The organism is Mesorhizobium sp. M0991 (genome assembly GCF_040318915.1).
Taxonomy (GTDB): domain Bacteria; phylum Pseudomonadota; class Alphaproteobacteria; order Rhizobiales; family Rhizobiaceae; genus Mesorhizobium.
Genome location: NZ_JAMYNE010000006.1, coordinates 60,737 through 74,150, shown reverse-complemented (window position 1 = coordinate 74,150; position 13,414 = coordinate 60,737). Strand labels below are relative to the sequence as shown.

11 protein-coding genes are annotated in these 13,414 nt (G+C 62.8%); 5 read left to right on the top strand and 6 right to left on the bottom strand.

Features of this window, described 5'->3' with window-relative positions; all coding sequences use genetic code 11:
* Window positions 1-4 precede the first annotated feature (4 nt).
* Window positions 5-211 (bottom strand): hypothetical protein, encoded by a 207-nt coding sequence (locus NKH70_RS11380; protein ID WP_023677931.1) that lies wholly within the window; start codon window positions 209-211, stop codon window positions 5-7.
* A 71-nt stretch (window positions 212-282) separates the two neighbouring features.
* Window positions 283-1,683 carry an argininosuccinate lyase gene (gene argH / locus NKH70_RS11375; RefSeq protein WP_352714172.1) on the bottom strand — a complete coding sequence of 467 codons (1,401 nt, stop codon included), beginning with the start codon at window positions 1,681-1,683 and terminating at the stop codon, window positions 283-285.
* Between the two features lie 35 nt (window positions 1,684-1,718).
* Between argH and tlpA the strand changes: the two genes are divergently transcribed.
* Complete coding sequence (gene tlpA / locus NKH70_RS11370) at window positions 1,719-2,402, top strand: thiol:disulfide interchange protein TlpA (RefSeq protein ID WP_352714170.1); 684 nt, start codon at window positions 1,719-1,721, stop codon at window positions 2,400-2,402.
* Between the two features lie 2 nt (window positions 2,403-2,404).
* On the opposite strand, the gene NKH70_RS11365 is transcribed toward tlpA, so the two are convergent.
* Window positions 2,405-4,837: an EAL domain-containing protein gene (locus NKH70_RS11365; RefSeq protein WP_352714168.1), complete on the bottom strand. Its 2,433-nt coding sequence runs from the start codon at window positions 4,835-4,837 to the stop codon at window positions 2,405-2,407.
* A 297-nt stretch (window positions 4,838-5,134) separates the two neighbouring features.
* Between NKH70_RS11365 and ugpB the strand changes: the two genes are divergently transcribed.
* The 4 genes from ugpB (at window position 5,135) to ugpC (ending at window position 9,343) form a co-directional block, all read left to right on the top strand.
* Window positions 5,135-6,445: a sn-glycerol-3-phosphate ABC transporter substrate-binding protein UgpB gene (gene ugpB / locus NKH70_RS11360; protein WP_352467566.1), complete on the top strand. Its 1,311-nt coding sequence runs from the start codon at window positions 5,135-5,137 to the stop codon at window positions 6,443-6,445.
* Window positions 6,446-6,526: 81 nt separating this feature from the next.
* Window positions 6,527-7,411 (top strand): sn-glycerol-3-phosphate ABC transporter permease UgpA, encoded by an 885-nt coding sequence (gene ugpA, locus NKH70_RS11355; RefSeq protein ID WP_352714578.1) that lies wholly within the window; start codon window positions 6,527-6,529, stop codon window positions 7,409-7,411.
* Between the two features lie 8 nt (window positions 7,412-7,419).
* Window positions 7,420-8,268 carry a sn-glycerol-3-phosphate ABC transporter permease UgpE gene (ugpE, locus tag NKH70_RS11350; RefSeq protein WP_353025270.1) on the top strand — a complete coding sequence of 283 codons (849 nt, stop codon included), beginning with the start codon at window positions 7,420-7,422 and terminating at the stop codon, window positions 8,266-8,268.
* Window positions 8,269-8,275: 7 nt separating this feature from the next.
* Window positions 8,276-9,343, top strand: coding sequence for a sn-glycerol-3-phosphate ABC transporter ATP-binding protein UgpC (ugpC, locus tag NKH70_RS11345; protein WP_352714165.1), 1,068 nt, complete (start codon window positions 8,276-8,278; stop codon window positions 9,341-9,343).
* Between the two features lie 47 nt (window positions 9,344-9,390).
* On the opposite strand, the gene NKH70_RS11340 is transcribed toward ugpC, so the two are convergent.
* The 3 genes from NKH70_RS11340 to NKH70_RS11330 all read right to left on the bottom strand — a co-directional run bounded on the left by NKH70_RS11340 (window position 9,391) and on the right by NKH70_RS11330 (window position 13,227).
* Window positions 9,391-10,473, bottom strand: coding sequence for an ABC transporter ATP-binding protein (locus NKH70_RS11340; protein ID WP_353025268.1), 1,083 nt, complete (start codon window positions 10,471-10,473; stop codon window positions 9,391-9,393).
* Entirely contained in the window at window positions 10,470-12,053 is a 1,584-nt protein-coding gene (locus NKH70_RS11335; protein ID WP_352910387.1) for an ABC transporter permease, read from the bottom strand. The genes NKH70_RS11340 and NKH70_RS11335 overlap by 4 nt, the downstream gene beginning before the upstream one ends.
* Before the next feature lie 166 nt (window positions 12,054-12,219).
* On the bottom strand, window positions 12,220-13,227 hold the full coding sequence (locus NKH70_RS11330) for an iron ABC transporter substrate-binding protein (RefSeq protein ID WP_352714159.1): 1,008 nt from the start codon (window positions 13,225-13,227) through the stop codon (window positions 12,220-12,222).
* Window positions 13,228-13,414 lie beyond the last annotated feature (187 nt).

The following is a 13,414-nucleotide window of genomic DNA, read 5'->3' as shown; positions in this document are numbered from 1 at the left end:
AAAATCAGAGCAGCGGGTCGAGGATGAATTTCTTGTCCTCGACAGGTTTTTCCGGCTCCGGCGGCAGAGGTTGCTTGGCCTTCTCAGCGTCCTTGCGGGCCTGCACGGCTGCCGCGTACGGCGTATCGAGCGCAGCCTTCCTGCCGCAAGCCGCAACGGTCGCCATTGCCGCCAGCAGCGTCAGCGTCACCAAAATCCTGCTTCCGGTCATCGTGCCATCCGTCCGAAACTGTTGCCCGCAGCCGCTTCTAGCCGAGTTTTGCGGCCATTGCACCCCGCGTCTTACGCCTTGGCGAGCCCCTTTTTCCAGTAGCGGATCTGCTTGCGCACCTCGGCCGGCGCGGTGCCGCCGAAGCTCGTGCGGCTCTTTACAGAATTCTGCACGGCGAGAACCGAAAACACGTCGGCGCTGATACCGGGGTGAATGGACTGCAGATCCTCCAGCGAAAGCCTGTCGAGCCCGATCTTCCTGTCCTCGGCCAGCGCCACCGCCCGACCAGTGATATGGTGCGCCTCGCGGAACGGCAGGCCGAGCGTGCGCACCAGCCAGTCGGCGAGGTCGGTCGCAGTCGAATAGCCGGCGCCGGCCGCCTTCTTCATCGCGGCAGTGTTCACCGTCATGTCGCGCACCATGCCGGTCATTGCCGCCAGCATCAAGTCGAGCGTCTCTGCCGCGTCGAAGACGGATTCCTTATCTTCCTGCATGTCCTTGCCATAGGTCAGCGGCATGCCCTTCATTACCGTCAGCAACCCGACCAGATGGCCGGTGACGCGGCCGGTCTTGCCGCGCACCAGTTCGGCAGCGTCGGGGTTCTTCTTCTGCGGCATGATCGACGAACCCGTCGAGAAACTATCCGACAGCCTGACGAAGCCGAATTGCGGCGTCGACCAGATGATGATCTCTTCGGCCAGCCGCGACAGATGCGTCGCGCAGATCGCTGCTACGCCCAGGAACTCGAGCGCGAAATCGCGGTCCGAAACACTGTCGAGCGAATTGCGCATCGGCTCGCGGAAGCCAAGCGCCTTCGCCGTCTGGTGCCTGTCGATGGGAAAGCTGGTGCCGGCAAGGGCGGCAGCGCCGAGCGGGCTTTCATCCATCCGCTCGATCGCGTCGCGGACGCGAGACAAGTCGCGCGCAAACATCTCGACATAGGCCATGCAGTGATGGCCGAAGGTCACCGGCTGCGCCGCCTGCATGTGGGTGAAGCCAGGCATGACCGTTGCCGCATGCTCCTCGGCCCGGTCCAGGAACGCCGTAATCAGGCCCTTCAGCGCCTCGGCGACGCGAAAGCACTCGTCCTTGACCCACAGCCTGAGGTCGACCGCCACCTGGTCGTTGCGCGAGCGGGCGGTGTGCAGGCGGCCGGCGGCGGGGCCGATCAAATCGGCGAGGCGGGCCTCGACATTCATGTGGATGTCTTCCAGCCTGGTCGAGAACTCGAATGTGCCGGCCTCGATCTCTGCCAGGATCGTGTTCAGCCCGTGAGCGATTTTCTCTTGATCGGCCGCCGAAACAATGCCCGTTTGCGCCAGCATCTGGCTATGGGCGATCGAGCCGCGAATATCTTGCGCATAGAGTTTGCGGTCGAACGAGATCGACGCGTTGATCGCTTCCATGATTGCCGCCGGACCCGAGGCAAAACGTCCGCCCCACATCTGGTTGCTGGCCTTCTTGTCGTTCATCGCTATAACCCGTGCTCCGGAGCAGTTTTTCAAAAATGGCAGACGGCAATAGATTTTTCCCGGCTTTGCGTCTCATCCTCGCCGCTTTGGTTGCGGGCGTGCTGGCCGGCGCGGTCGCGGTATATGTCAGGGAAAGCAGTTCTGGCAACAAGGCGCCCGCGCAAGTGGCCGCCGGCGGCGGCAAGGACGACGTAGCCTGCGCCGCCAAGACCGACCGTGCCAAGAAGATCGCCGCCGCTGCTACCGGCCAGGTTGCCGCGCTTTTGCCGGCGGATCCGCCGCAATCGCTGAAAAGCCTTGCCTTCAACGGCCCCTACGGCAAGCCGACGACGATCGCCGATCATGCCGGCAAGACGGTGCTGCTCAATCTGTGGGCGACATGGTGCGCACCTTGCCGCGCCGAAATGCCGGCGCTCGATGCGCTGCAGAAGGAGATGGGCAGCGATGCGTTTCAGGTTGTTGCCGTCAACGTCGATGCCGGTGACGATGCCAAGCCGAAGAAGTTCCTGGAGGACACCGGCGTCAAGTCGCTCGGCTACTATCGCGATGCCACCATGGCGCTGTTCAACGACGTCAAGACGCGCGGCCTGGCGCTCGGTCTGCCCGTCACCATGCTGATCGACGGGCAAGGCTGCCTGATCGCCCATATGAACGGCCCAGCCGAATGGTCGGGGCCGGATGCCAAGCGTCTGGTCGAGGCGGCGCTCCAGCCAGGATAGGATCAGACCGTGCGCAGGCGCGGCTTGAGCACGGCAATGCTTGCGCCGCGTCGGCTGGCGGTGCGGATTGCCGGAGCGGCCACGCCCGTCAGTTCGCCGAATGGCTCGATCGGAGCCGGTTTGCCGAGGTAATAGCCTTGCCCGATCTCGCAAGCCTCGGCGTCCAGGAACTGCAATTCACCCGGCGTCTCGATGCCCTCCGCAAGGACCGGTAGGCCGAGACCGCGTCCAAGCCCCAGCACGGCGCGAACGATCGCCGCGAACTGGGCGTTCCTGTCGACCGATTTGATGAACGACCCGTCGATCTTGATCTTGTCGAAGGGAAAGGCGCTGAGGTTGGACAGCGAAGAATAGCCAGTGCCAAAATCGTCCATCGCCACATGCACGCCAAGCGCCTTGACCTGCCTCAAGGTTGCCAGCGCGCGCGGCATGTCCTTCACCAGGGCCGTTTCGGTGATCTCCAGTTCGAGCCTGCCGGGTGCCAGGCCGGATCTCGACAGTGCGTCGTGCACCTTGCGGCTGAAGTTCGGATTGTGAAGCTGCACGGCGGAGACGTTGACGGCGACCATCAGCGGGTTTGTCCAGCGAACAGCATCGTTACAAGCCGTCGTCAGCACCCAGTCGCCGATCTGCGCGATTGCGCCACTGTCCTCGGCCACGGGGATGAAAACGGCCGGAGAAATGTCACCCCTCTCAGGGTGCTGCCAACGGACCAGGGCTTCGAAGCCGATCATCCTGCCGCCGCGGATCTCCTTCTGCGGCTGATAGACGAGGTGGAACTCCTTGCGGGCGATCGCCTGGCGCAATTCATGCTCCATCACGCGCTTGTCGCGGGCCGCGGTGCCCATGGCTATCTCGAAAAACCGGTAGGTGTCCCTGCCTTCGGTTTTGGCGCGATGGAGTGCCGTGTCGGCATGGCTGATCAGGCCGGCCTGGTCTTCGGCATCCAGGGGAAAGAAGGCGATGCCGATGCTGGCCGAGACGAGGCCGGAGCCGACCGAAACCCTGTTTTCCTCCCGGATCACCGCCAGCAAGTCCTCGGCTATCCGACCTGCGGCCAGGGGGTCGGGGAGGTTCGGAGCTATGATGGCAAATTCGTCGCCGCCGAGACGCGCGAGCAACTGGCCTTGGCGCGGGATGCCGGCAATGCAGTGCGCCAGCTTCTGCAGCATGGCGTCGCCGGCACCGTGGCCGTAGAGGTCGTTGACCTGCTTGAACCGGTCGAGGTCGAGCAGCAGGAGCGCCAGATATCCATCCTTGCCGCCACGATCCATCGAGGCGAATTCTGCTTCCAGCCGGGAAGAGAAGCTCCGCCGGTTGGCAAGCCCGGTAAGTGGATCGAAATACGCGAGGCGGAGGATCTCTTCTTCCGCCTTCTTGCGCTCACGGATGTCGCGAACGGCAAGCACCGTATGAGGCCTGCCGCAGTAGGTGATCTTCCTGGTGATCAGCTCGACAGGAATTCTCGCGCCGTCGCTGCCCCTTAATTTCGCTTCCTGCGCCTGTTCGCCGAAGCCGGACATATCGGCTGCGCTCTGTCCGTCGAAAAGCTCACCGAGTTGCATCGTGTTGAGGGTGGCTGTCGCTGTTCCGGTCAGCTTCGCCATACTGTCATTGGCGCTGACGATGCGGGTGCCATCGCAAACGATCAGACCTTCCACCGCGGCATTGGCGAGATCGTGCATGCGATCGGCCTCGAGCTTCTGGCGGCGAAAGCGCAGGTCGATCCACAGCGCGGCACCCGATAGCACAAGGATTACCAGGCTGGCGACCGCCGCGGCAAAGGCCTGGGAAATGGGCTCGATGGAATGTTCGGATATTTCAATCGAGGAATCCGGAATGATCGACACAGCGGCCATCGCGATGAAATGCAAGCTGCAAATCGCCAGCGTCAAAAGCGCGGCGCCGCCGAGAGTGGCGAGCGCTGACGGGCGGCGCAAGACGACAAGGAGCGCCAGTGCCGCAAGGGTCACGCCGGCCAGAAGCGATATCGCGACAAGGAGTAGGTTCCATACGACCCGGCCTTCGACCTCGAAAGCCGCCATGCCGATGTAGTGCATCGTCGCGATGGCGCCACCGAGAATGGCGCCGCCGACGAGGAAATGGTCGACGCCGCGGCGCAAAGTGGCGACCCACATCCCAAGCGCGGTCAGGATGACGGCGGCGGCAAGCGAAAAGGCGGATAATCCCGGATTGTATGCGTTCGGTATTCCCGGCGTAAACGCGGTCATGGCGATGAAATGCGTCGCCCATATGCCGAACCCGGTCGAGGCCGCGGCGATCATCAGCCAGGCAAGCCGGTTTCGTTCGGTCGATCGGCCGACATGTTTAAGGAGATTAACCGCTGAGAAGCAAGAAATTCCACAGACGAGTGCGGCGAGCGCAACCAGTCTCAGGTCGTGCTGATTTACGATACAATTATAGACCGTCAGCATCCTGGTTCACTCGGTCTGCCAAAACTAACAGGGGAGGTGTGACTGATTAGCAGTTGGAGATTTTAACGAATGGTTAACCCGTGGGCGGTGAGGCCGACCTTTTCGGGGGAAAAACGGCGCCGCTGCGCCGAAAAAGCGGTGATGTGGTTTCTGGTGCCCCGCTTTCGGTAGCGAGTGCACTTTAGGAAGAAATGATGTTCATTGATCCGCAACAAAACCGTTGTCCGATTGTCATCAGCGCCACATATTGGCTTTGCGGAAGTGCCCCTTTCGCCAATGATAAACGGGAGATGAAACATGAAGTTCTTCGGCTTCGCGGCCGGTATCGCCGCCACCTTGACCCTGCTTTCCACCACCTCCGCCTTCGCCGTCACGCAGATCAGCTGGTGGCACGCCATGACCGGCGCCAATGCCGAGGTCGTCGCCAAGATCTCCAAGGATTTCAACGCCAGCCAGAGCGACTATGAGCTCGTTCCGGTGTTCAAGGGCACCTATCCGGAGACGCTGAATGCCGGCATCGCCGCTTTCCGCGCCGGCCAGGCGCCCGATATCCTCCAGGTGTTCGATGTCGGCACCGGCGTGATGATGGCGGCCGAGGGTGCGATCAAGCCGGTGGCCGATGTGATGACCGGCGCCGGGATGACCTTCGACAAGAGCCAGTATCTGCCCGGCATCGTCGGCTATTATTCGAAGCCGGACGGCACCATGCTGTCGTTCCCCTACAACTCTTCCTCACCGATCCTCTACTACAACAAGGACATCTTCCAGAAGGCAGGCCTCGACGCGAACAATCCGCCCAAGACTTGGAACGAGGTGTGGGAAGCTGCCAAGAAGATCAAGACGAGCGGCGCCGCATCTTGCGGCTATACCTCGACCTGGCTGACCTGGATCCATCTGGAGAATTTCGCGGCGTGGAACGACGTGCCTTGGGCCACTCAGCAGAATGGCCTGGCTGGCGGTGATGTCGAACTCAAGATCAATGCGCCGATTTTCGTCAACCACTTCAAGGCGCTCGCTGACCTGGCCAAGGACGGCACGTTCAAATATGGCGGGCGCACCTCCGAAGCCAAGCAGATATTCCTCGCCGGCGAATGCGGCATCTTCACCGAATCGTCGGGCGGCCTCGGCGATATCGTCAAGTCCGGCATGAACTATGGCATCGGCCAGCTTCCCTACGACAGCGACGCCAAGGGTGCCCCGCAGAACACGACGCCGGGCGGTGCCAGCCTGTGGGTGTTCGGCAACAAGTCGGACGAGGAATACAAGGGCGTTGCCGCCTTCTTTGCCTATCTGTCCAAGACCGATGTGCAGGAATATCTGCACCAGAAGTCGGGATACCTGCCTGTGACGCTCGCCGCATACGAGGCGACCAAGAAATCAGGCTTCTATGACAAGAACCCCGGCCGCGAGACACCCATCCTGCAGATGACCGGAAAGTCGCCGACCGACAACTCGAAGGGCGTGCGCCTGCCGAATCTGCCGCAGGTGCGCGATATCCAGAACGAGGAGCTGGAGAAGATGCTGGCCGGCCAGCAAACCGCCCAGCAAGCACTCGACAATGCGGTGGTGCGCGGCAACGCCGCGATCAAGGAAGCCCTGGACAACTAACGAGATCATCTCGGTTAGTCGGTTGGAATATCGCCCACGCGAGCGCGCGTGGGCGATGCCTGGATAGCGAGGGAAATCAGCCTGTCTCCACGCATCGTCTTTCCCAACAAGATCCTGCCCTACCTGCTGGTGGCGCCACAACTCGCCATCACCCTGGTTTTCTTCTACTGGCCGGCCGGTCAGGCGCTTTACCAGTCGATGCTCAGGCAAGACCCGTTCGGGCTGAAGAGCAGGTTCGTCTGGTTTGCCAATTTCCGGAAGGTGCTAGCCGATCCGGCCTATCTCAACTCGATCAAGGTCACGGTGGTGTTCTCGCTTGCGACCGCGATCGTTGCCATGGTTGTGGCCCTGCTGCTCGCGGTCATGGCCGAGAAGGCCGTGCGTGGCAAAGGTCTCTACCGCACACTGTTGATATGGCCTTACGCCGTGGCGCCGGCGATTGCCGGCATGCTTTGGCTTTTCCTGTTCAATCCCTCGATCGGCTCGTTGGCCTATTTGCTGAGAAGCCTCGGCATCGCATGGGACCCACTGCTCAACGGCAACCACGCCATGATCCTGCTGGTGTCGGCTGCTGCCTGGAAGCAGATCAGCTACAACTTCCTGTTCTTCGTCGCCGGCCTGCAGGCGGTGCCGAAAACGCTGATCGAAGCGGCGGCCATGGACGGCGCCGGCGAAACCAAGCGCTTCTGGACCATCGTCTTCCCGCTGCTTGCGCCGACAACCTTTTTCCTGCTGGTCGTCAACACCGTCTATGCCCTGTTCGACACGTTCGGCATCGTTCATGCCGTCACCGGCGGCGGGCCGGGCAAGACGACCGAGACGCTGGTCTACAAGGTCTACAATGACGGCTTCGTCAATCTGATCCTGGGCGACTCGGCGGCGCAGTCGGTCATCCTGATGGCCATCGTCATCGCGCTCACAGCGATCCAGTTCCGCTATGTGGAACGCAAAGTCCATTACGGCTGAGGGCAGCGATGATCGGCCAGTCCCCGCTCCGCACCTTCATCGCCCATGCCGTGCTCATCCTTGGCATATTGATCGTGGCTTTTCCGATCTACTACACCTTCGTGGCCTCGACACACACGCTGCAAACGATCCTCAGGCCGCCCCTGCCGCTCTTGCCCGGCGGCCAGCTATTGAACAATTACAGCGAGGCGTTGTTCGGCGGCATTGGTCGTATCGGCGGGGTCAGCGTCGGCAGGCTGCTCCTCAACACCACGATCATGGCGCTCGGCGTCGCGGTCGGAAAGATCTTCATCTCGATCCTGTCGGCCTACGCGATCGTGTTCTTCCGCTTTCCGCTGCGCATGACCTTCTTCTGGCTGATCTTCATCACCTTGATGCTTCCAGTCGAGGTGCGCATCCTGCCGACCTACAAGGTGATGGTCGATCTCGGCATGATCGACACCTATGCCGGCCTGATCGTTCCGCTGATCGCCTCGGCCACCGCAACGCTGCTGTTTCGCCAGTTCTTCATGACCATACCGGGCGAATTGGTCGAGGCGGCGCGTGTCGACGGTGCCGGGCCATGGCGCTTCTTTTTCGATATTCTGGTGCCGCTGTCGCGGACAAACATCGCCGCGCTGTTCGTGATCCTCTTCATCTATGGCTGGACGCAGTATCTTTGGCCGCTGCTCGTCACCAACAGCAACGACATGAACACCATCGTCATCGCGCTGAGAAAGATGGTTTCCTTCGCCGATGCCGACACCCAATGGCACCTGGTGATGGTCACGGCAATGCTGGCCATCGTGCCGCCGATCCTGGTTGTCGTGCTGATGCAACGCTGGTTCGTGCGCGGTCTGGTCGAATCCGAAAAGTGAGAAGCCGATGGCGACCGTCGATCTGAAGGATGTTAGGAAAATCTATCCCAGCGGCGTCGAGGCCGTGAAGGGCGTTTCCATCGCCATTCCCGACAAGGAGCTTTGCGTGCTGGTCGGCCCCTCCGGCTGCGGCAAGTCTACGCTGCTGAGGATGATCGCCGGGCTCGAGACGATTTCGGCCGGTACAGTCGCCATCGACGGCAAGGTGGTCAACGCCATTGGCCCGACCGAACGCGACATCGCCATGGTATTCCAGAACTACGCGCTCTACCCGCACATGAAGGTCTATGACAACATGGCCTATGGACTGCGCAACCGCGGCACGCCGAAGGACGAGATCGACAGCAGGGTACGCTCGACTGCCAAGGTACTGGAGCTTTCGGCGCTGCTTGACCGGCGCCCGCGCGAGCTTTCCGGCGGTCAACGCCAGCGTGTCGCCATGGGTCGCGCCATCGTGCGCAACCCGAAGGTCTTCCTGTTCGACGAACCACTGTCCAACCTCGATGCGAAATTGCGCGGGCAGATGCGCATCGAGATCAAGAATCTGCAGCGCTCGCTTGGCGTCACCTCGGTTTATGTCACGCACGACCAGCTTGAGGCGATGACGCTGGCCGACATTCTCGTCGTCATGAACGCTGGACTGGTCGAGCAGACCGGCGCGCCGCTTGATGTGTACGAGAAACCGGCCTCGACCTTCGTCGCTTCGTTCATAGGCGCACCGCCGATGAATCTGCTGGCGCTCACAGGGGCCTCCCCAAGCTCGGTATTGGCGGACGGTACGGTGATTGGCTTGGCGCCTCGACTGGGCAAGGCGGTGACACTCGGCTTTCGTCCGGAGGACGCCGATATCACCTTCGCGGCAGAGGCGCCGGCCGGCGCGCTCGCGCTGCCGGCGACAGTGGAAGCGGTCGAACCGGTCGGTGCCGAAAGCTTTCTCCATTGCGTGGCAGCCGGCAGCCGCATTGTGGTGCGCGTCTCAGGCCGCGCCAGCGCCAAGCCAGGCGACCAATTGCGCGTCGTGGCCAGGTCCGAAAAGCTGCATTGGTTCGATCAGGCCGGCAAACGAGTCGATTGAGACTGGTCTTTCATGTGCCGAGTGGTGCTATGCGTGCGCAAAATCGTTCAGGCAAACACATGCGCCTTGCCCGACACGGTCAGCCGGACGATCTCGCCGATCGCCGGCGCGTCCATGCCCGGCTTGCGCAGGATCAACGGCGTGTTGCCGATGGCGGCTGCGTCGGGCGGATCGGGGCTGTTCAACAGACGCACCGCGATGGTGCACATCGAGCCGGCGAACTCCGATTCCGTCACCTCGCCGAACAGCATGTCCGGCGTGCCGGACATGCCTTCACGCGATGTGCGTTTCAGCAACACCTGCTCCGGCCGCAGCATGATGCGGGCAACGTCGCGCCGCTCCGAGCTGTCGACGGCGATGCGGCCGAGCGGCGAGATGGCGAAGCCATCGGCGATTCTTGCTGGCAGGACGATGGCGTCGCCAAGGAACTCGGCGACCATCCTGTCCTTAGGCTTGAAATAGAGCTCGCGCGGCGTGCCGACCTGCGAGAAGTTGCCGTCGCGCATCACCGCGACCTGGCTGGCGAATGACAGCGCCTCGGCCTGGTCGTGGGTGACCAGGATGGTGGTGATGCCGGCGGTTTCAAGGAGCTCGGCCACGGCCTTGCGCATCGAGGCGCGCAGGCCGGTGTCGAGCGCCGAGAACGGCTCGTCGAGCAGCATCAGCCGCGGCTTCATGGCCATGGCGCGGGCGAGCGCGACGCGCTGCTGCTGGCCACCGGAGAGTTCGTGCGGGCGGCGCTTCAGGATCCCTTTGTCCAGCCCGACGACATAGGCGAGCTCGGCGATGCGCTCACTGCGCTTTTCCTCGTGACGCCCCATGCCGAAGCCGATATTGGCGGCGATGCTCAGATGCGGGAATAGAGCGCCGTCCTGCGCCACCAGCCCGATGCCGCGGCGATGCGCCGGCACGGCCGTTTCGCCATCGGCCAGCACCTCGCCATCGAGCACGATGCGGCCCTGGTCCGGCGCCTCGAAGCCGGCGATCAGCCGCAGCAAGGTGGTCTTGCCGCAGCCGGACGGCCCGACGATTGCCGTACGGCTGCCGCTGGCCAGGCTGAGGTCGACGCCGGCAAGTGCTGCGACGGGCCCGTAGTGCTTGTGGATGCCGCTCAGCTCGAGAAAGCTCATCGCCCGGCCATCCGCTTCGACTGGACGTAGAGCAGCCAGGTCAAAGGCAGCGACATCGCCACCATGATCAGGGCATAAGGCGCCGCCGACGCATAGTCGATCTCGCCGCTATAGGACCAGAACGCCATGGCCAGCGTGCGGGTGCCGTTGGGCGCCAGCATCTGGGTTGCGGTCAACTCGTTCATGATGCCCAGCGCGACCAATGCCATGCCGGCCGCGGCACCCGGCGCCGACAGGCGGATGGTCGTCGACCACAGCGCCTTGAGCGGCGACCGGCCGAGGCTGGAGGCGGCGCGTTCGAGCTCGACCGGCGCCTGTGCAATTGACGCCCTGAGGCTAATCAGGGCGCGCGGCAGGAACATCAGCGCATAGGCGACCAGGATGGTGAACAGGGTCTGGTAGAGCGGCATGGCGATACGCACGGCGATGGTGACCAGCGCCAGGGCGATGACAACGCCGGGCAACGCGCCGACGATATAGTTGCAGCCCTCCAGGACGCGTTGCAGCCGCCCCGGCGCGCGGATCGAAATCCACGCCATCGGCATTGCCGCGACGGTGGCGAGCAGCGCGCCGGCAATCGCCAGGAACAGTGTCTGACCAAGCGCCAGGCCGATCTCGTCGAGCCGCCAGACATCGGCGCCGCCGGCCATGAGCCAGCGACCGATAGTGACGAACGGCACCCCGAGCGCCAGCAGCGTGGTAACAGCGGGCAGCAGCAGGCAAGGAATGGTGGCGCGCCCAAGGCTCGTGCGCTGCTGGTGGCGCGCAGCACCCGAGCCGACGCGGGCATAGCGCTCCTCGCCGCGCACCAGCACCTCCAGCCCGAGCAGCACGAAGCAGCAGGTCACCAGCACGCCGGCCAGCATGTTGGCGGCGGGACCGTTGAAGGTCGACTGAAACTGGTCGACGATCGCGGTGGTGAAGGTGTCGAAGCGGATGAAGACATAGAGCCCGTATTCGGCCAGGAGATGCAGGCCGACCAGCAGGGAGCCGCCGCAAATGGCGAGCCGGAGCTGCGGCAGCACGACACGCCTGAACACGCGCCAGGGGCCAAGCCCGAGCGCTGCCGCTGCATCCTCGAGAGCCGGATCGAGTCGGCGCAAGGCTGCCGCCACCGGCAGATAGAGGAAGGGGAAATAGGCGATGACGGACACAAGCACGCCGGCCCACAGGCCGTGCAGTCTGGGCACCATGGTGATCCAGGCGTAACTGTGGACGAAGGCGGGAATGGCGAGCGGCGCCACCGACAGCCAGGCCCATAAGCGGGCACCCGGCAGATCGCTGCGCTCGGTCAGCCAGGCCAGCGCCACCGACAGCACGATCGAGATCGGTACCGCCAGCACCACCAGCAGGCTGGTGTTGACTAGAAGCTCGCCGACGCGCGGCCTGAACACTAGCGCCGCCACGGCTTCCCAGCCGGTCTGTATCGCCACCCAGACGATGAAGGCAAGCGGCAGCAGCGCAAACAGCGAGACAAAGACGGCAGCCAACGCAATCCATGAGACCGACCAACGACGTGCCCGCACGGCTGTGGTGTCGGCCGGCAAGCCTGAAGGTTCGAGATCGATCGCCGACTGCATCAGATCAGACGTTGTGCCGTTTCCGCCCGGAGGCGGAAACGATCGTCGGCCAATGCGGCGAGCAGCTTGCGGTCATGGACAGATGCCATCTTGAAAGCAGAGCGCTCCCGCGGAAAGCGAATTCCCACAGGAGCGCAGTCGGTTGCCCTTTTAGGACGAACGCCGGCTAAAGCAAGCCGGCCGCCGTCATCAGGTCGGTCACCTTTTTCGAGTTCAGCGCCGTCGCGTCGACTTTCGGCGCCTGCAGATCGGCCAGCGGCACCAGCTTCGGATTGGACTCGGCGCCCTTGCCGACTGCGTATTCGAACGAATCGCCTGTTTTCAGCACGTCCTGGCCGCCCTTGCCGGTGACCCATTTCAGGAAAGCCTGCGCTTCCTTCGGGTGCTTGCTCGAGGCCAGCACGCCACCCCCGGAAACCGAGACGAAAGCGCCGGGGTCCTGGTGCTTGAAATAGTGCAACTCGACATTCGTGCTGTTCTCGCCGGTCTTGGCCTGATCGCCGTAGTAGTAGTAGTGATAGATCACGCCGCCTTCGACCTCGCCGGCATTGACCGCCTTCATCACCGTGCTGTTGCCCTTATAGGCGGTAAAATTCTCCTTCATCGCCTTCAGCCATTCGGCCGTCGCTGCCTCACCCTTGAGCTGCAAAAGCGCGCTGACGATCGCCTGGAAATCGGCGCCGGAGGGCGAAGCGGCCCAACGGCCCTTCCAGCTCGGATCGGCGAGATCGAGCAGCGATTTGGGCAGCTGGTCGGCGGTCAGCTTGGTCTTGTTGTAGGCAAAGACGGTGCTGCGCGCGGCGACGCCGACCCATTTGCCGCTCGCCGGCTGGTACTCCTGCGGAACCTGGGCCAGCGTCTCGGCGTCGACCGGTGCGAACAGGCCGGCCGCCTCGACTAATGCCATGGCCGGCGAATTCTCTGTCAGGAATACATCGGCGGGCGAAGCGGTGCCTTCCGCAACGATCTGATTGGAGAAATCGCTGTCGCCGCCATTGCGGACGGTAACCTTGATGCCGGTTTCCTTGGTGAATCCCTCGGCCCAGGCCTTGGTCAGGTTTTCGTGCTGGGCGTTGTAGACGACGATGCCCTCGTCCTCTGCTATTGCCGGGCCGGCGATCAGGCTGATTGCAAGTGCTGTCGCACCGGCAAGGGCGGAAAGAGCATATTTCATGGCATCGTCCTCGATTTCGATTGTCTTTGGCTTGGCACGCTGCACCTATCAATACATGACTAGCGCAGTCAACATTGCTGGCCCGCTCAATCGCTCAAAAGGAGCAAACTTTCGTGATGCTCAGCTAATTTGCCTTGGACATTATTTCGCCGGCCCCGTAACAAATCAGCGCCGAGACGCGAATATC

Bases quoted from the DNA above. Each gene is read 5' to 3' on its own strand.
- NKH70_RS11380 (WP_023677931.1), bottom strand. From the start codon at position 211: ATGACCGGAAGCAGGATTTTGGTGACGCTGACGCTGCTGGCGGCAATG.
- argH (WP_352714172.1), bottom strand. From the start codon at position 1,683: ATGAACGACAAGAAGGCCAGCAACCAGATGTGGGGCGGACGTTTTGCC.
- tlpA (WP_352714170.1), top strand. From the start codon at position 1,719: ATGGCAGACGGCAATAGATTTTTCCCGGCTTTGCGTCTCATCCTCGCC.
- NKH70_RS11365 (WP_352714168.1), bottom strand. From the start codon at position 4,837: ATGCTGACGGTCTATAATTGTATCGTAAATCAGCACGACCTGAGACTG.
- ugpB (WP_352467566.1), top strand. From the start codon at position 5,135: ATGAAGTTCTTCGGCTTCGCGGCCGGTATCGCCGCCACCTTGACCCTG.
- ugpE (WP_353025270.1), top strand. From the start codon at position 7,420: ATGATCGGCCAGTCCCCGCTCCGCACCTTCATCGCCCATGCCGTGCTC.
- ugpC (WP_352714165.1), top strand. From the start codon at position 8,276: ATGGCGACCGTCGATCTGAAGGATGTTAGGAAAATCTATCCCAGCGGC.
- NKH70_RS11340 (WP_353025268.1), bottom strand. From the start codon at position 10,473: ATGAGCTTTCTCGAGCTGAGCGGCATCCACAAGCACTACGGGCCCGTC.
- NKH70_RS11335 (WP_352910387.1), bottom strand. From the start codon at position 12,053: ATGCAGTCGGCGATCGATCTCGAACCTTCAGGCTTGCCGGCCGACACC.
- NKH70_RS11330 (WP_352714159.1), bottom strand. From the start codon at position 13,227: ATGAAATATGCTCTTTCCGCCCTTGCCGGTGCGACAGCACTTGCAATC.